The sequence below is a fragment of the Vibrio sp. A2-1 genome, assembly GCF_021728355.1.
Classification (GTDB): domain Bacteria; phylum Pseudomonadota; class Gammaproteobacteria; order Enterobacterales; family Vibrionaceae; genus Vibrio; species Vibrio splendidus_K.
This window is the reverse complement of the sequence record NZ_JAKKCO010000004.1, coordinates 312,721-330,101: the sequence shown is the minus strand read 5'-3', so window position 1 is coordinate 330,101 and position 17,381 is coordinate 312,721. Positions and strand designations below refer to the sequence as shown.

General features: G+C 44.0%; 21 protein-coding genes. 14 read left to right on the top strand and 7 right to left on the bottom strand.

The window, feature by feature from the left end:
• Window positions 1-62: 62 nt before the first annotated feature.
• Entirely contained in the window at window positions 63-833 is a 771-nt protein-coding gene (locus tag L3V33_RS15960) for a lysophospholipid acyltransferase family protein (protein WP_135455393.1), read from the bottom strand.
• Entirely contained in the window at window positions 830-1,594 is a 765-nt protein-coding gene (locus L3V33_RS15955) for a beta-ketoacyl synthase chain length factor (protein WP_237290790.1), read from the bottom strand. Before L3V33_RS15955 ends, L3V33_RS15960 begins: the two co-directional genes overlap by 4 nt.
• 72 nt (window positions 1,595-1,666) lie before the next feature.
• Between L3V33_RS15955 and L3V33_RS15950 the strand changes: the two genes are divergently transcribed.
• Genes L3V33_RS15950 through L3V33_RS15940 form a run of 3 tightly spaced genes read left to right on the top strand, consistent with a single transcriptional unit; the run spans window position 1,667 to window position 4,426 of the window.
• A complete protein-coding gene (locus tag L3V33_RS15950) occupies window positions 1,667-2,056 on the top strand; it encodes a hypothetical protein (RefSeq protein ID WP_171330869.1) in 390 nt (129 codons plus the stop codon).
• A 29-nt stretch (window positions 2,057-2,085) separates the two neighbouring features.
• Entirely contained in the window at window positions 2,086-3,159 is a 1,074-nt protein-coding gene (locus L3V33_RS15945; RefSeq protein WP_171330871.1) for a methyltransferase, read from the top strand.
• 25 nt (window positions 3,160-3,184) lie between these two features.
• Window positions 3,185-4,426 carry an NAD(P)/FAD-dependent oxidoreductase gene (locus L3V33_RS15940; protein ID WP_237290789.1) on the top strand — a complete coding sequence of 414 codons (1,242 nt, stop codon included), beginning with the start codon at window positions 3,185-3,187 and terminating at the stop codon, window positions 4,424-4,426.
• Between the two features lie 142 nt (window positions 4,427-4,568).
• Here the strand turns inward: L3V33_RS15940 and L3V33_RS15935 are convergent, their stop codons facing one another.
• Window positions 4,569-5,075 carry a hypothetical protein gene (locus L3V33_RS15935; RefSeq protein WP_017084506.1) on the bottom strand — a complete coding sequence of 169 codons (507 nt, stop codon included), beginning with the start codon at window positions 5,073-5,075 and terminating at the stop codon, window positions 4,569-4,571.
• A 139-nt stretch (window positions 5,076-5,214) separates the two neighbouring features.
• Window positions 5,215-6,348 carry a flagellar assembly protein FlgT gene (locus L3V33_RS15930; protein ID WP_017095995.1) on the bottom strand — a complete coding sequence of 378 codons (1,134 nt, stop codon included), beginning with the start codon at window positions 6,346-6,348 and terminating at the stop codon, window positions 5,215-5,217.
• A 192-nt stretch (window positions 6,349-6,540) separates the two neighbouring features.
• Between L3V33_RS15930 and L3V33_RS15925 the strand changes: the two genes are divergently transcribed.
• Both L3V33_RS15925 and flgP read left to right on the top strand, forming a co-directional pair.
• Complete coding sequence (locus tag L3V33_RS15925) at window positions 6,541-7,176, top strand: FlgO family outer membrane protein (RefSeq protein WP_004736167.1); 636 nt, start codon at window positions 6,541-6,543, stop codon at window positions 7,174-7,176.
• Window positions 7,177-7,185: 9 nt separating this feature from the next.
• Window positions 7,186-7,617, top strand: a complete 432-nt coding sequence (gene flgP / locus L3V33_RS15920; RefSeq protein ID WP_102436433.1) for a flagellar assembly lipoprotein FlgP — start codon at window positions 7,186-7,188, stop codon at window positions 7,615-7,617.
• Between the two features lie 263 nt (window positions 7,618-7,880).
• Here the strand turns inward: flgP and flgN are convergent, their stop codons facing one another.
• From flgN to flgA, 3 genes are all read right to left on the bottom strand, one after another.
• Complete coding sequence (gene flgN, locus L3V33_RS15915) at window positions 7,881-8,306, bottom strand: flagellar export chaperone FlgN (protein ID WP_146454448.1); 426 nt, start codon at window positions 8,304-8,306, stop codon at window positions 7,881-7,883.
• A 66-nt stretch (window positions 8,307-8,372) separates the two neighbouring features.
• The gene (flgM, locus tag L3V33_RS15910) at window positions 8,373-8,690 is read right to left on the bottom strand and encodes a flagellar biosynthesis anti-sigma factor FlgM (RefSeq protein WP_032546011.1); all 318 of its coding nucleotides are present in this window, start codon (window positions 8,688-8,690) and stop codon (window positions 8,373-8,375) included.
• Window positions 8,691-8,869: 179 nt separating this feature from the next.
• Entirely contained in the window at window positions 8,870-9,616 is a 747-nt protein-coding gene (flgA, locus tag L3V33_RS15905) for a flagellar basal body P-ring formation chaperone FlgA (RefSeq protein WP_146454450.1), read from the bottom strand.
• Between the two features lie 77 nt (window positions 9,617-9,693).
• On the opposite strand from flgA, the gene L3V33_RS15900 reads away from it, so the two are divergent.
• From L3V33_RS15900 to flgH, 9 genes are all read left to right on the top strand, one after another.
• Window positions 9,694-10,620: a chemotaxis protein CheV gene (locus L3V33_RS15900; protein WP_004736173.1), complete on the top strand. Its 927-nt coding sequence runs from the start codon at window positions 9,694-9,696 to the stop codon at window positions 10,618-10,620.
• Between the two features lie 11 nt (window positions 10,621-10,631).
• Window positions 10,632-11,459, top strand: a complete 828-nt coding sequence (locus tag L3V33_RS15895) for a protein-glutamate O-methyltransferase (RefSeq protein ID WP_171330875.1) — start codon at window positions 10,632-10,634, stop codon at window positions 11,457-11,459.
• Between the two features lie 255 nt (window positions 11,460-11,714).
• Window positions 11,715-12,110, top strand: coding sequence for a flagellar basal body rod protein FlgB (flgB, locus tag L3V33_RS15890; RefSeq protein WP_004736175.1), 396 nt, complete (start codon window positions 11,715-11,717; stop codon window positions 12,108-12,110).
• Window positions 12,111-12,114: 4 nt separating this feature from the next.
• Entirely contained in the window at window positions 12,115-12,528 is a 414-nt protein-coding gene (gene flgC / locus L3V33_RS15885; RefSeq protein WP_114633099.1) for a flagellar basal body rod protein FlgC, read from the top strand.
• 17 nt (window positions 12,529-12,545) lie between these two features.
• Complete coding sequence (gene flgD, locus L3V33_RS15880) at window positions 12,546-13,259, top strand: flagellar hook assembly protein FlgD (protein ID WP_017085299.1); 714 nt, start codon at window positions 12,546-12,548, stop codon at window positions 13,257-13,259.
• Between the two features lie 50 nt (window positions 13,260-13,309).
• On the top strand, window positions 13,310-14,626 hold the full coding sequence (gene flgE, locus L3V33_RS15875; RefSeq protein WP_237290788.1) for a flagellar hook protein FlgE: 1,317 nt from the start codon (window positions 13,310-13,312) through the stop codon (window positions 14,624-14,626).
• 269 nt (window positions 14,627-14,895) lie between these two features.
• Complete coding sequence (locus L3V33_RS15870) at window positions 14,896-15,645, top strand: flagellar basal body rod protein FlgF (RefSeq protein ID WP_017073281.1); 750 nt, start codon at window positions 14,896-14,898, stop codon at window positions 15,643-15,645.
• A gap of 21 nt (window positions 15,646-15,666) precedes the next feature.
• A complete protein-coding gene (gene flgG / locus L3V33_RS15865; RefSeq protein ID WP_017073282.1) occupies window positions 15,667-16,455 on the top strand; it encodes a flagellar basal-body rod protein FlgG in 789 nt (262 codons plus the stop codon).
• Window positions 16,456-16,563: 108 nt separating this feature from the next.
• Entirely contained in the window at window positions 16,564-17,340 is a 777-nt protein-coding gene (gene flgH / locus L3V33_RS15860; RefSeq protein ID WP_017076829.1) for a flagellar basal body L-ring protein FlgH, read from the top strand.
• The last annotated feature ends 41 nt before the right edge of the window (window positions 17,341-17,381 follow it).

Sequence of the window (17,381 nt, the reverse complement as noted above, 5' to 3'; positions counted from 1 at the left end):
GCGATTCTACATTATGCGATGTATTTTCGAAATGCCGATATCACCTGCTGTTTATTGATTATCTAAATGTTTTCTTCGGAAGGGAAAATAGTATATGCAAGATGATGATTAAGGCGTCTTGCTGCCGAAGTTAAGTTGTTCGAATTCTCAATAAATGGTGCGACTTCTATTTTACCTTTCACCGCAATATGAAAAAAGGGTTTCGTAGCAGGAACTTGATACCATTTTTTCTCTTTCGTTAAGAATGTCGGAGAAACCGTAATATGAATCACGCGTAAATCGGTTTGTGTTCGAGTAGCAATTTGCGCCGCACCACGTTGTAATGATGGTTCAATTCCTGGTGTTGTGCGAGTCCCTTCGGGAAAAACCAGTAGTACATTGCCACGAGAGAAACGTTCTTCACAGCGTTCTAAAAGATCGTCAGGTGCTTGATTGGGTATGTAACCTGCCGCTTTAACAATCCTCTTCATAAACGGGTTTTCCCATATTGCCGCTTTGACGAGGCAATCACATTGAGGAAGTTGAGAGGCGATTAGCACATAGTCGATTAAGCTCGGATGGTTGGCAACGATGATGCAATTACGATCTTCACGTAGCAATTCGGCGCCATCAATTCTGTAATCAATTGCGCCTGTGAACTTCATGATTTGGCAAAAGGCATTGAATGAAAAACGAATCAGTCGTTGAGCCTTAAGCTCTTTTTTAATGGTGTTAGATGTGGTGAGTGCGATCGACGGCAAGATCAAGAAGCTGAGAACTAAGCCTCCTAGACCAAAGATGGAGAAGCAAAGCCCTGTCGCGAATACTCGCCAATATTGATCGACCTTACTCATTCTTGAGTTCCAGTTTTGGCGTTGTTTACCCACGACCAAGTTTGGTGCTTGCCTGCAATCGCCCAACGCTGCGTACCCAGTAGAATATGTTGTAGTGTTTGTAGACCTTGTGGCAAATCAGCCGTTGACCTGTCGCTAGCTATGGGGCTACTAGTGGCTGTTCTCGAAATTGAGTATTCATTACCTGCTGTGATCACTAAACCCAGAGCATAGTCGGCATAGTGCTGAGTTTCGTATTGTTGATAAAGCTCAGGCAGCGGTTGGTCAAAGTCGATGACTAAGACACGATGCGATGGGTATTGGTGAAGGTAAAGATAAGCTTCAATCAGAGCGTTATGGAAAGTATCTTGCCCCGCGGCGATTGAGGTCAGTGGAATCGGTGCTTTCGCGGCAATGGTGGTTAGGCCCGCTGCGGTATTATGTACCGACTGCGAGAACGCCATTGGAGAGGCATCGTCACCTTCGAGTATCGACTGAATCAATGTGGCAGTTCGGTGTAGCTCACCGTGTCGGCTGGCAAAAACCAGATAATCAATCGAGGTGTCTTTTAATAGCGTTAACGCGGTTTGGACGGCAAGCTTGCTTTGCAGGCTCATTCGGCGGCGCATCATCGGCGGGATAGCTTTAAATTCAGTTGAGCCATCTTGTGGCCAATCTAAATTCTTGCTCCATGTTTGCCATTCGGCATCAGAATTGAGCCCCGCAGAGTTTGCAGACCATTTCTCAATATTAAACGACATTAATTGGGATTGATTTGACATAGAGTATTGATTTGCTTTGGGTCTAACTAAATACTACGCGTGCTTATAAATAAACACAGATAAGGAATCTAAATGAAATTACTAAAAATAGCCGTTTCAATGTTATTCATATTCGTTCTTGCAGGGTGTGGACGTGTCCAGCCTGTAATGAACGTTGAGGATACTCCAGTTGCACTTAATCTTCAAAGCAAACAGGTGAAATCAGCTATTTATGAGTCCGCTGAGAATCGAGGCTGGTTGGTTTCAGAAATAAAGCCTGGCGTGATCCGTGCGGAACTGTATGTTCGTTCACACCATGCTGTGGTTGAAATTCCTTATAGTGACAAGTTTTACTCTATTCTTTACGTTGAATCAGAGAATTTGAAGTATGACGATGGTGAAATACACCGTAATTACAACCGCTGGGTTAATAACTTAAACGTTGATATTAAACGTAAGCTTGCAAAAATGGCTGCTGAGTAACCCTCTATTATTTTAAAGTTAGGTTTTTCGTGTCGGAATATAAATTAGATCCATTCAATGCATTAGAAGCAAAAACAGAAGCGCAAAAGCTGTCTTTCGCTCCGATTGTTTTTCATACTGCTCGTACACTTCGTGATTTAGGTATTTTAAAAGCCTTAGATGATGCGTGTAACGATGGTTTGCCAGCAGAGATGCTCTCTGAAATCACCGGTGTATCCGAGTACGGCGTGAAAGTTCTCCTCGATATGGCGTTAAGTGCTCATATTGTTACTTGGGACAAACCTAACTATAAAATGGCTAACCTTGGCTTCTACCTTCTGCACGATGGCATGACCAACGCGAACATGGATTTCACGGCTGATGTTTGCTACGCCGCGATGATGCATTTAACGGAAGCGATTGAAGAAGGTACACCTGCCGGCCTGAAGGAACTGGGTGACTGGGAAACTATTTACCAAGGTTTGTCTCAATTGCCAGAAAAAGCAAAAGAGAGCTGGTTCAAGTTTGATCACTTCTATTCAGATCGTTCGTTCCCTGTTTTGCTTGAGAAAGTCTTCAGCAAGAAACCTAAATCGCTGGTGGATATTGGTGGCAACACGGGTAAGTGGGCAATGCAGTGCTGCAACCACGACTCAGATGTTGAGATAACAATTGTCGACTTGCCACAGCAACTAGAAATGGCAATGGCAAACGCGACACAACATGGCCATCAAGACCGAGTGACGCCATTCCCAGCCAACATGCTCGACAAACAACAAGCGTTGCCTACAGGCGCGGATGTGTGGTGGATGAGCCAGTTCCTTGATTGCTTCTCGCCAATGGAAATTCTGAGCATATTAAAGCGTGTTCGCTCTCATATGTCAGAAGAGGCGACGGTCTATATCCTTGAACTGTTTTGGGATGCACAGAAATACGATGCGGCTTCTTATAGCTTAAACGCCACGTCTCTCTACTTTACCTGCTTGGCCAACGGCAACAGCCGTTTTTATCGCAGTGAAGATTTCTTAGAGATCGTTGAAGAAGCTGGCTTTGAAGTGGTGACCCGTACCGACGATATCGGCCTTGGTCATACGCTTCTTGAACTGAAAGCTGGCGCGCAATAAAAAATAACAAACATGGCTTAAATTAATGAAAAAACTGTCAACTCAAGTAGTGATCATCGGAGCTGGGCCATCAGGGTCTATTGCTGCGTCTTTGCTTCATAAAAAAGGCATCGATGTTCGAGTGATTGAAAAGAGCCTTTTCCCGCGCTTTTCGATTGGTGAAAGCTTACTACCTGCTTGCATGGAAGTGATTGAACAAGCTGGCATGAGCGAAGCGGTGGCTGACGCTAACTTCCAATTTAAAGATGGTGCCGCTTTTCGTAAAAATGGCGTGTACACCGCGTTTAATTTTGAAGATAAGTTCTCTGCTGGGCCGGGAACCACGTTTCAGGTTCAACGAGGCGCCTTTGACAAGGTGTTAGCAGACACTGCCGAGGCGCAAGGTGTTGCCATTGATTATCAACATGAGTTGATGGGCATTAACTTCACTGAAGACAGCACCATTTTAGACGTACAAGTGCTTGATGGAGAACGCTATCAGCTAGAGGCTCAGTATGTGCTGGATGGCAGTGGCTTTGGTCGCGTGTTACCGAAGATGCTTGATTTGGAAGAGCCATCATCGCTTCCTCCACGCAAAGCTATTTTCACGCACATTAACGACCATATTTCAGAGGTTGATACCGACCTTGAATATGACCGCAACAAAATTCTGATCTCGGTGCACCCAACCAACCCTGATGTTTGGTATTGGTTGATCCCGTTTAGTAACGGTGTGTCTTCGTTTGGTATTGTCGGGGAGCCTAAGTTCTTTGAATCATACCCAGAAGACAAGATTGCCGCGATTAAGCAACTGGCAACGGAAGAGCCGGGTTTGGCTGAAATATTGGCGAATGCAAAGTATCCAGACCCTGCCGGTGAAATCGGTGGCTATTCTGCCAACGTAAAACACCTTGCAACAGACAAATATGCGCTATTGGGCAATGCCGGTGAGTTCCTTGATCCTGTGTTTTCATCAGGTGTGACAATTGCGATGAAGTCAGCTCAGTTTGCGGTTGAGTGCGTGGAAAAGCAGCTCAACGGTGAAAGTGTTGATTGGGATCGTGATTATGCAGATCCATTGATGACCGGAGTAAACACCTTTCGAACCTATGTCGAGGGCTGGTACTCAGGTACCTTGCAGGATGTGATTTTCTATCAAGACCCCAACCCGAAGATTAAGCAAATGGTGTGTTCTATTTTGGCTGGTTACGCATGGGATCAAAGTAACCCTTATGTGAAAGAGTCAAAGCGTCGATTGACGACACTGGCAGAGATATGCCGAAGCTAGGTGGTCGATTTAGGGTTTAGCAACATACTAAAGCACCACAATGACATAGCCTATAAATCAAAACAGCCGCAATGCGGCTGTTTTTGTATCTGATAGATATGGGGAGCTGATTCTTAGCTAATTCGCTTAACTGAGGTTGGCACTACTTCAGGTCGATGCTGTTCAGTCGTCCCATAAAGATAAGCAGCTCAATCACATCTTTGTGAGCTTCAAGCAGCGCTCGTTTGGTTTGGCTGTAGGCCGCGAGTCGACCGTGTTTGCGTATAGAGCATACTTTGGTTCTGTATTTGTATTCACCACTTTCAGAGAATACGCGCCACTTAGCGATGTAACATTCATCTCGATGTTCAGGATCTGTCTGAGTAGGGTTTGGTTTGAATACTATTTTAGGTTCTAAACTGTGCGGTAAACGTGTCATCAGATAGGGCTCTCTAAGGACTTTTGGCCAAAACTTTCCCCAGAGCTTTCTGCCAAGCTCATCTCTTAACTTGATGGTTTTCTTTAGTGCTTTGTCTTCACCCATACGAACAAAACCGACAGAACGATGTAACACCGTATCTTCAGGAGTATGGATGTGGATTTTAAAAGCGGTTTGGCCTTTCGATATAAATCGATAACCGGTCGCACCAATTAGATTATTCTGGCTCATAGTTTGCTAAATGATGATTATGTTATTAATAAGGTTACGACAAATACGTTAAAACCGAAACTAATCATCATGAAAAAAATAAAGCCTTAACAAAAGTGCTAAGGCTTTATTCGAAACTATGAAGTGAGCTTGTCGCTAACTACATGATTTTCTGCATTACATCACCAATTTGAATGCTTCCAGCAAGGCTAGGTTGATCAATCGTGAGCTCGGCTTCATTTTCATACACGCGAGAAACCGTCAGTGTGATATCGCTTTGAGAGACCTTATTACGTGGCAAGCCTCGTTGGTCGATAAACGAACCGGTGTGCCACAGTTGCAGTTTGTCACCTTGTTGAACGCCATGCATTCGACCTAAATCAATGGTCACAGTGTTGCCAAATACTGCTGCCACTTCTGGAAGCGTGATTTTACATGATACTTCTGATTCCAAGTCCAACATAATATTGCGGCTGACGCGAAGCATCATACTGCCGTAGGTTGATGCCCAAAAACGAGCACTGCGCGTATCAACCTCACTGGTCTTAGCAAAAGGCCATTTTGCCACTTCACGGTAGCTACGGTTATAAACCTGATGACCTGTTTTGCCATCGAAGACTTGCATTTCTAAGGCAAACTGGCGGTTTATAATGTCGTCTTTTAGAAGCTTGGATTCAATGGTAGCAGTTAAATCGGTGATATCACCGCCGATAATGTACTGTGCTCCTGTGTCTTGTGCGATCATTTTGATTACTTCAGGTCGACGTTTGTCGATATCGTAATTGGTTGTGCCAACAGACACAAAGCTTCGAGATTCTTGGGCCAGTTGTCGGTCAACGACATGGCTAAAATCATCACCAATATTATAGATTCTGCCCATTACAGCTTGTTGTGGGGAAGTCACATCAATGTTGCCGACCAAAAATGTCTTCTTATATTGGCTCTCATGGCAAGCATTTGCCGAAGGATAGATGTCGATCCTTGCAGTGACCATTATATTGCCACTGCGTTTTTTCTCTTTTTCTACCAAGATGTAGCGCACTTCATGATTGGTAAATTGAAACTCTTTCTTGTTTGCGTCGAGATAGGGCGTGAGGTTGGAGATACTACCAATATCAGCACCTGAGAACTGGATTGCTTTATATACCGCGTCTTCCAGAGCATGGACCCTTGCCGTTTCCTCTGACGATACGATGGCTGCGGTACCGGTAACTTCATACCAAGAGGCATGAGCACTGAAGCTTATGGTTATCAGTGAACTTATTGAAAATAAGTAAGAAATTATTTTTTTCATCTATTCGTTACCAGTTGGGTATAAATATTGCTTAACAAATAACTATAAGCTTGAAGCTGACTTAAGTGCGTTTTTCTTAATCCGAACCATTAATGAAAAGCAAAGACTGTTCCAACATTGTAATCCATTGAAAAGAATAATGGTGAGAACATATTGGAACAGGGAGCACTAAAACTATCTGGAGATAAGATAATGAAAAAATGGCTCGTAGTAATGAGTGTCATGTTATTGACCTCATGTGCTTATTCGCCAATCTATAACGGCAAGTCTGAGTATTCAGGTAGTCAGTTTATGTTGATGGATAGCCCTCGTCATACCATGGACTTTTTCGTGGAAAGTATGACCGAAGATCTGATCATTTCGAATACGAGTATCTCAGCAAGAACTCCGATAGCGATTACTTCGTTTGTTGACCTGCAACACATGGACACAACGAACTGGTTAGGAAACTCGGTATCAGAAGGTTTTATTCATCAGTTTCAGCGTCGTGGCTTCAAGGTGGTTGATTTCAAAACAACAGGTTCTATTCAAGTGACTCACCAAGGTGACTTTGCGTTAAGCCGCGATTGGAAAGACTTAGCTCAAGAGCAAGATGTACAGTACGTACTAACAGGCACTATGCTTCGCCAAGAAGGCGGTGTGTTAGTAAATGCTCGTGTTGTTGGCATGCAAACGCGCATTGTGGTTGCTTCCGCGCAAGGCTTTTTGCCAGCGGATCGTATTGGTCGAGATCTAGATACTCTGAACAGCATTCGAACTCAAGATGGTGTCATTATTCGTTCTGATCCAACGATGACTCAGCCTTATACCGTTATTCTTCGCCCTTAGGAGTTCGAGATGAAGAAGTTAATATTTGTTGTTGCTGCCTTACTGCTTGTTGGCTGCCAGCCATTGCAAAGTATGAGGCCAGACGACTTCTTAGTTGCCGTTGGTTACGCAAGTATCAGTGAGCAATCAGGCCGTAATGACGAAGAGAAACGTATCCGTGCCATGAGAGCATCTAAAATTGATGCCTACCGTGAGCTTGCCGAGCAAGTGTATGGTATGCGAGTGAGTGGCCGAGCTGAACTGTCAGATCAGCGATTAGGTACTGAGCGAACGACAGGTGCTGTCGATGGCGTGATTCGTGGTGCTGAAGTGGTGCGCAGTTACCCTGTTGGCGATAGTTACGTGACCGAACTTCAGCTCGATATTCGTAAGATGGAGCAGTTGCGCGATTACGGTGAAGTTCAAGCTGTGCCAGAGAAGAGACAACAAACGCTGTTCTAGTCTTTATGACCATTTAAGTCATATGACCGACGAGTTGTATAAGTTGCTCTCGCTTTCCAGATGGCAGGGCGGCAATAAATAACGACAGTGAATGTAAAAGCGGCAAGTATGAAAATACTTGCCGCTTTTTTGTGTTTATCGTTTATTAGGGGCATTTATAGGTTTAGAGAGACTTTGACGGTGTAGCGAGAAGGGTAGGCTGAGATACAGATACAGATACAGATACAAGCAAGAAGGGTGTTGTGCGAAGAAGATTAGCCCAATTAGGCTTTTACATTGGTTCCCAGCGTAGAAATCGTATGCGTTTGGCCACCGGCATTGTAAGTCATACCAATTTTACCATGGCTTTGCTGCATCATATTACTGAGTTTTTTGAAACTGAGGTGTGCTCGATTCAAGGCTTCGCCATTGACTAGGTTCGCTTGGTGGCAGTCGTGCACAATGGACTTTATGGTTGAGACTAGCTGAGCAAGTTCAGGGTTCTCGGTCAATTCTGAGATATTGGTATGGGTAGCAATTCGTTGATCGGTTGATCTTAGCTGTTCAACAAGGACCACTTTTTCTTTGGCGATTCGCTCAATATCGTTTGATTGTCGGCTCGTAATAGCGATTTTCTCTGAACTTAGTAATTCAGATAAGGCTTTGGCATTTTGAAGTTGAAAATTCACTAAATCTGCTAGTGCCGCCATAACGTAAACCTATTCATAACCTCGTGTACTTTAAGACAATAACTTCAATGAAAAGTTAGTGTTTTCTTAAAGGCCTTTTAATTCATCTTCGAACTTGATCATGTTGTCAGCCAGTTTCTCTGGATCGACAGTGTATGAACCGTTCGCAATCGCTTCTTTGATCGCAGCAACTTTTACAGAGTCAAAGCTTGGTTGCGCAGCCATGTCTTGATGGAGCTGACCAATCGCTTTGCCTTGTTGGCTTAGTGAAACCGCGTCTTTGCTTGCTGGTGATTTAGTTGATACATCAGAACGTGATGCCTCAGAGCTAGAATCAGAGCGTACTGCTGGTCGGTTAGTGGTCGTTAGGGTTTGCCCTGAACGAATATTATCAATGCCTGCCATAGTTAAGCCTTTTTTTTCAAAAATGGGAACCTGTACAGTCCATATCGACCAAGGGTTCGAATACTTTAGCAATTTTTAGCTCAATAGTCGAAAAGGGACAAAATACTGCAGCCGTTATATTTTGGCGTTACAGTTGAGAGCAAAATAACTAACGATACCGTCAATTTAGAAGTAAAGAGTTAAAAGTAAACCGTGACTTCAGACATGCTGGTAACAATACCTTCAATTATACGCTGTGATTTATCATTTTTCACCCTTACTTGATCACCCATTGAGCCATCCGTAAGCGCAGTCCCTTTGGTGGTAATGGTCATGCCACCTTTTACTGCCTGTATGATAACCTTCTCGTTTCGGCATACGACACAGATATCGCCTCTTTCGACAACGTCACCTGGCCTCAGGTTCTTTTTTACCTTGGCGCCGATCACTTGTTGGGGTGCGGTGAAACCTTGGCGACGAAACTTGTTAAGCGAAATCATAGCGGTGGTGACATCGTATTGACCAACGATTTCTCCTCTTGCTAGTGAGCGTGTTGTTGTGACTAGTGGTACTGACATTGAAATACGTACCGGCACGTAAACTCGCCACCCATCAGGAACACATTGCACTAAAACCGTAATGCTACTGCGGGTATTACTGGTGGTTGAGGCGCTGGTATCTAGAGGGATAGGGCAATCTGTTGCTTTGATTCTAGAGTCCACATTTGCTGAGTTAACAAAGAGTTCGCCGCCTTGTGGCTGCTCAACTGTCTCTAGGATGTGCTGTTCCGCCGCAGACTGAATCATTTCAATTTGCTCTGGAGTCGCAGCTTGTACAAAAAAACTAAACAATATTGATAAAATGCCGATAAACTTAGCGACAGTTTTAAAAGTAGCTCTACACATTGCTATGGAAAAAAGCGGCAGATTTGTTTTATGATATATCATTCCGTTTCTCTAGTGGTTCGTAGCCTGCAGTAGACTAACACTTTTTATCCAAAAAAGTTTGATATGGAGATGAGCTCATGACGGGTATTCTTGATTCAGTGAATCAGCGTACGCAACTCGTCGGTCAAAACCGATTAGAATTACTAACCTTTCGCCTAATGGGGCGTCAGCGTTACGGCATTAATGTTTTTAAAGTAAAAGAAGTACTTCAGTGCCCTAAACTGACAAAAATGCCAAACTTGAACCCACTGGTTAAAGGTGTAGCACACATTCGTGGCCAAACGATCTCTGTAATCGATTTGAGCTTAGCGATTGGTGGCCGTCCTACAACGGATGTTGAAAAGTGTTTTGTGGTTATTTCTGAGTTTAACCGAACCATTCAAGGTTTCTTGGTCAGTTCAGTAGAACGCATTATTAACATGCACTGGGAGTCGATTCTTCCGCCGCCAGATGGTGCAGGCAAAGCCCACTACCTGACTGCAGTCACCAACATTGATAATGAGCTGGTAGAAATTCTTGATGTAGAAAAAATTCTAGCGGAGATTTCACCTGTTGATGAAACAATGGACAGCAAAATTGCTGAAGAAATCGCAGAAGTAGAACAAGGTAAAGAATTGGTTCGTCGTATCTTGATTGCTGATGATTCAACCGTTGCTCGTAAGCAGGTTCAGCGTGCGATTGAGTCGATTGGTTTTGAAGTTATTTCGGTGAAAGATGGTAAAGAAGCCTATGAGAAGCTGGTGGAGATGTCATCAGAAGGCAGTATTTACGATCAGATTTCATTGGTGATTTCAGATATCGAAATGCCAGAAATGGATGGCTATACGCTAACTGCTGAGATTCGTCGTCACGCCGAACTTAAAGATCTATACGTAATTTTACACTCATCATTGAGTGGTGTATTTAACCAAGCCATGGTTGAGCGTGTAGGAGCTAACTCCTTCATCGCGAAGTTCAACCCCGATGAGCTTGGTGCAGCGGTAAAAGCTGCGTTAACTAACTAAAAGAGACATTAATGACTGCTATAACAATAAGTGATCAAGAGTATCGCGATTTCAGCCGTTTCTTAGAATCTCAATGTGGCATTGTATTAGGTGACAGCAAACAGTACTTAGTGCGCAGCCGTCTAAGCCCATTAGTAACGAAGTTTAAGTTAGCTTCGTTGTCTGATTTGTTGAGAGATGTAGTAACAGGTCGAAACCGTGAGCTGCGCGTGGCTGCAGTCGATGCCATGACGACGAACGAGACACTTTGGTTCCGTGATACTTACCCGTTTGCTGTGCTTGCGGATAAACTTCTACCGGAAATAGCGGCAAATAAACGTCCTATTAAGATTTGGTCTGCGGCAAGCTCTTCAGGCCAAGAAGCATACTCAATGGCAATGACGATTCTTGAGACTCAAGCTCGTAAGCCAGGTATGTTGCCAAATGTATCGATTACCGCAACTGACATCTCAGCAAGCATGTTGGATATGTGCCGCATTGGCGCGTACGACAACCTTGCATTGGGACGTGGACTTTCTCCTGAGCGTCGTCGTACTTTCTTTGAAGATGCGGGCGATGGCCGTATGAAAGTGAAAGATAACGTTAAGCGCATGGTGAATTTCCGCCCTCAGAACCTGATGGACAGCTATGCATTGTTAGGTAAGTTCGACATCATCTTTTGTCGTAACGTGCTGATTTACTTCTCACCTGATATGAAATCAAAGGTACTTAACCAGATGGCAAACAGCTTGAATCCTGGTGGTTATCTATTATTGGGTGCGTCTGAATCGTTAACAGGCTTAACGGATCGTTTTGAAATGGTTCGCTGTAATCCAGGCATCATCTACAAATTAAAGTAATGAGTGGCACCAGTACTAGGTGCAACGTTATTGCCTAATTCCAAAACCCAGCCAAGTGCTGGGTTTTCTTTTTTCCGCTAAAGCTATATCTTTAAGTCAGAGTGACATTCCAATTTACTCTATTTTTTGGCTTGTATATTGCAAGTTTACCCACGAGTAACCTGTAAAAGTATTGATAGCCCGCTTTGTTTTAAAAGTTGGTATATATATTGCTTTGGTTATCTCATAACAGTCAGTTCTTGAGTTGAGGTTTACATGGCTATTTCTTTTGACAATGCTTTAGGCATTCACCAGCACACAGTTGGTGTACGTGAGCGTAACGCTGAGGTGCTTTCCACCAATATCGCGCAAGCAAACACGCCTGGGTATAAAGCAAAAGGATTAGACTTTAAGAAATCGCTGCAAGCGGCAAGTTCTGGGGCAAGCATTGGTCTTAGCCGTACAGATGGTCGGCACATTTCTGCCTCAACAACGGTGAACGGGGAAACGAAGTATCGAATTCCTACCCAACCTGATACAGGAGATGGCAACACGGTTGATTTGGATTTGGAAAGAAACCTTTTCATGCAAAACCAAATTAGGCATCAAGCCTCTCTCGACTTCCTAGGAAGTAAGTTCAAGAATTTAACTAAAGCGATTAAAGGGGAATAATTAGATGAGTTTATTCAATGTATTCAATGTGACTGGTTCTGCGATGAGTGCTGAATCTGTTCGTCTAAATACGACCTCGAGCAACCTTGCGAATGCGGACAGTGTAAGTAGTTCTGCTGAAGAAACTTACAAGGCTCGCCACGCAGTGTTTGGCGCTGAGTTAAATAAAGCACGTAACAGTGGTCACACTGTGCCTGTGAAAGTATTAGGTATTGTGGAAAGCGATAAGCCGCTGAGCGCGGAGTACAACCCAGATCACCCATTAGCGAATGACGAAGGCTATATCTACAAGCCTAACGTGAACGTTATGGAAGAAATGGCCAACATGATTTCGGCATCACGCGCGTACCAAACAAACGTGCAGGTTGCTGACTCGAGTAAACAAATGCTGCTGCGTACGCTGCAGATGGGTCAATAAGGATAAGGAGGTAGCAAATGGCTGGAATCAACAACAATGTTGGTCAAAGCGGCTTGTCCTATGTTGACCAGCTGAAGAGTCTTCAAGATGGCGCGAAAAAGCCCGACGAAACAACAGGTAAGCAGGATCTTAAACAAGAAGACTTCTTATCTTTGTTGACTAAGCAATTAGCCCAACAAGACCCTTTTAAGCCGGTTAGCAATGACCAGATGATTGCGCAAATGGCTTCATTTGCGACCGTAGATGGCATTGGCAAAATGAATACACAGTTTGAAAGCTTGAATTCATCAATGACCTCTAACCAAGCATTACAGGCATCCTCTTTGGTTGGCCGCGATGTATTGGTTCCTGGTGCGGCAGGTGTGAAACCTGGTGATGGCGGTATGGCGTCAATGGTTAAGCTTCCTCAGGCAATGGACAATGTAATCGTCCGTGTTGAGAACGAAGTTGGCCAATTGATTCGCACTTTTGATATCGGCTCTAAACCATCAGGCGACACACGTGTTGAATGGGATGGAAAAGACGAAGACGGTAACCCATTACCGGCTGGTAAATACAACGTGAAAGCGTCGGGTTTATTGGATGGCGAGAACACAGAGTTCCAAGTTTCCAGTTATGCGAACGTGAACAGTGTGCTTCTTGGTAAGGGTGATGGCAACGTACTACTCAATCTGGCTGGTTTTACATCGCCAGTACGACTTGCTGAAGTACTAGAAGTTGGTAAAGCGTAACGCTTTAAAAGAGTGATTATGCTAGCTAGAGAGATTAGGAGAATATTGGAATGTCATATGTAGCTTTGAGCGGCCTATCCGCTGCACAATTAGACTTGAATACAACCAGTAACAATATTGCGAATGCAAACACGTTTGGCTTTAAAGAGTCTCGAGCAGAGTTCGGCGATGTGTATTCAAGCTCGTTGTTTACTAACGGAAAGACTACCCCTGGTGGTGGTGCTCAAGCAAATAAAGTTGCGCAACAGTTTCACGAAGGTTCAAGTATTTATACAAATAACCCAATGGACTTACGTGTCAGTGGTACAGGTTTTTTTGCAGTATCGAAAGACCGCATGGTGCCAGAGATCAACGAACTAACGCGTAACGGAGCTTTTCACTTAAATAAAGACAACTTCATGGTAACCTCGAATGATGAATTTCTTTTAGGTTACGATGTTGATCCAAACTCGGGTGAAGTTCTTTCTTACGCGCCAAAGCCTCTCGACATTCCTGCTGAGTTTGGTAAGCCAAAACAGACAGAAAACATTGAAGTAGGAGTTAACCTTCCTGCAAATGGTGATCTTAAAGACCCGGCTGCATTTAACTTCGAAGATTCTGATACCTATAACCGTGCAACGTCTTCGACGGTATACGATTCTATGGGGCAGTCTTACAAGTTAACGACTTACTATCTCAAAGATCAGACTCAACCAAACACTTGGCAGACGTACTACACCATGTCAGATGAAAATGGTGAAAAAGCCTTAAATATTGCAAATGGTGATGCTACTGCTGGGACACATGTAGGCCATACCATGAAGTTTAATAATGATGGTACATTGGCAAGTTTAAATAGTGGTGCTCCTATAAACTCTGTTGAGTTGGGGGTCACTGAAGGAGGGAGTAACCCTACTCCTATTGACTTAAATGGTGCAGATCCAAACCAAGTACTTAAGTTAGGTCTCGATTCTTCAACTCAGTTTGCCGCTCCGTTTGAACTGACTAAATTTGATGAAGATGGCGCGACAACTGGTTTCTTAACCAAAATTGATTTCGATGAGTACGGCAGTGTTCTAGGTACCTACTCTAATGGTGAAAACGTTATACTGGGTCGTGTAGGCTTGGTTCGCGTACCCAATGAGCAAGGTCTAGATAAGAAAGGCGGCACTCAGTGGGATTCTACTAATGACTCAGGTTCTAAAATCTGGGGTGAATCGAACAAAGGTTCATTTGGTAGTATCAACAACGGCTCGCTAGAGCAGTCGAACATCGATATGACTCAAGAACTGGTTGATTTGATTTCTGCTCAACGTAACTTCCAAGCGAACTCTCGTTCTCTAGAAGTACACAACCAACTACAACAGAATATTCTTCAGATTCGTTAATCGTTTCGAGCGTTTGAATCATCTGCGAATACCCAATTCAATGTTATTGAATTGGGTATTGTTGCTGAATTTGATATGGCTGTTTGCTTTTCTATTTGCCGCCCCTATTGCCGCACGGTAATGCCACTGGCAACAATTCTTCCTCAATGATCCTTTGATGATCACCTTTCCTGTTTGTTTTCTATTTAAATCATTGATAAATAAAAGTTAAAAATATTGGCACAGTGTTTGCTTTATTAGCCTCAGAAGATGATTTTTGGAGCAAAATTATGGATCGCGCACTGTTTCTTGCCATGAGTGGCGCTAAGCAAAATATGCAAGCTTTGCAGCTACGTGCTAACAACCTTGCCAACGTAAGTACAACGGGCTTCCGTGCTGATTTAGCACAAGCACGTTCAATGCAAGCGTACGGTGAAGGCATGCCCACTCGTGTTTTCAGCATGACAGAACGTCCGGGTCATAATTTCGCACAAGGTAGTGTGGTCACCACTGGTCGAGATCTCGATGTTACCGTTCAAGGTGATGGTTGGATTTCGGTAATGGACAACACTGGCCGTGAAGGACTAACGCGTAACGGTAACCTAAAGGTTGACCAAAACGGTTTGCTAACTAACGCAAGCGGTCATTTGGTGTTAGGCGAGAACGACGCACCCATCACACTCCCCATTCCTATCAGTAAAGTCGAAATCGGCACAGACGGTACCATTTCGGTGATTCCTCAAGGCGCTCCAGCTGAAGAATTAGCGATTGTCGACCGTATCAAGCTTGTGCGTCCAGATAACCAAAGCTTATTTAAAGACACGAATGGTTTATTCCGTTCGAAAAACCCAGATCAGGCATACGAAGCCGATGCAGCGGTAACGTTGCTTAAAGGTGCTATCGAAGGCAGTAACGTAAATGCTGTAGGTGAAATGACCAGCCTAATTGACTTACAACGTCAGTTTGAAATGCAGGTCAAGATGATGAGCACGGCAGAGGAAATGGACAAATCGTCTGATTCACTGCTTCGTATGAGCTAATAGAATTTAAAGGAATTTGCTATGCATCCAGCATTATGGGTAAGTAAAACAGGTTTAGACGCACAACAAACCAATATCTCAACGATTTCGAACAACCTTGCCAACGCCTCGACCATTGGTTTCAAAAAGAGTCGTGCGGTATTTGAAGATTTGTTCTACCAGAACATTAACCAACCGGGTGGCCAATCTTCTCAGAATACTGAGTTACCGAGCGGTTTGATGCTGGGTGCCGGTTCAAAAGTCGTCGCAACTCAAAAAGTGCATACTCATGGTAATGCTCAAACCACTACAAACAGCTTAGATATGATGATCGAAGGCGATGGTTTCTTCCAAGTTGAAATGCCAGATGGTGAAACAGGCTACAGCCGAAATGGTCAGTTTACGCTGAACGGTGACGGCGCAATCGTAACCTCAGGCCAAGGTTATGCGCTGCAACCAGAAATCGTGATTCCTGAGGATGCGATCTCTGTGACGGTAGGTAACGACGGTGAAGTATCAGTACGTCTACGTGGTGAGCAAAACAACGTCGTGGTTGGCCAAATCACTATCACTGACTTCGTAAACCCAGGTGGTTTAGAGCCTGTAGGTCAAAACCTTTACTTACCAACCGGTGCTAGTGGCGACCCGCAAGAGGGTGTTCCTGGCTTTGATGGCTTAGGTAATATTCGTCAGTCGATGCTCGAAACATCGAACGTCAACGTAACCGAAGAGCTGGTGAATATGATTGAAGCTCAACGTGTCTACGAAATGAATTCGAAAGTTATCTCGTCGGTAGACAAGATGATGAGCTTTGTTAACCAACAGCTGTAACTGATTTATTAGCCGTTTAATTATTGATAATTAATAGATTATTTCCAATTAATTGACGTGTTTCTACTCATTGATCTATTTACCATTGCCTGCTGAGAGTATATCGCCATGAAACGTATTTTTTGTTTAGCTCTGTTTATGTCTATGACGGGGTGTTCTGTTTTGGATCCTATTGAGACTCCGGCAGAAGAAAATGCAACCACAGTGGTTGATGCAGTGGAAGGTGATAAGTCGGCTCAAGAGAGCTCAGGCATTATTGATACACTTCGTGGTCGAACCGATCCAGTTGCTGGTGACCCAGCATGGGCGCCAATCAATCCAAAAGAAAAACCAGAACACTACGCAGCAGCAACGGGCTCACTGTTCAATGTTAATCACATTGGCAGCATGTATGACGACTCAAAACCTCGTGGTATTGGTGACATCATTACCGTGGCGTTGGACGAGAATACTCGAGCGACCAAGAAAGCCAACGCAGACATGTCTAAGTCGAATGATGCAACAATGGAGCCGCTGGCAGTTGGTGGTCAAGAGTTGACGATCGACAAGTACAACTTTTCTTATGATCTGAGCAACACCAACACCTTTGCGGGTGACGCGTCAGCCAACCAAAGTAACAGCATCAGCGGCTACATTACCGTTGAAGTTATCGAAGTATTAGCCAATGGTAACCTAGTGGTTCGTGGTGAAAAGTGGATGACACTGAACACGGGTGATGAGTACATCCGCCTAAGCGGTACCATCCGTCCAGACGATATTGACTTCGAAAATACCATCGCTTCAAACCGTGTTTCTAACGCGCGAATTCAGTACTCAGGGACTGGCGTTCAGAAAGATATGCAAGAGCCTGGATTCTTGGCACGATTCTTTAATGTATCACTGTAAAGCTTGAGAGGGTGTCGAGATACTGACAGCCTCTATCACGC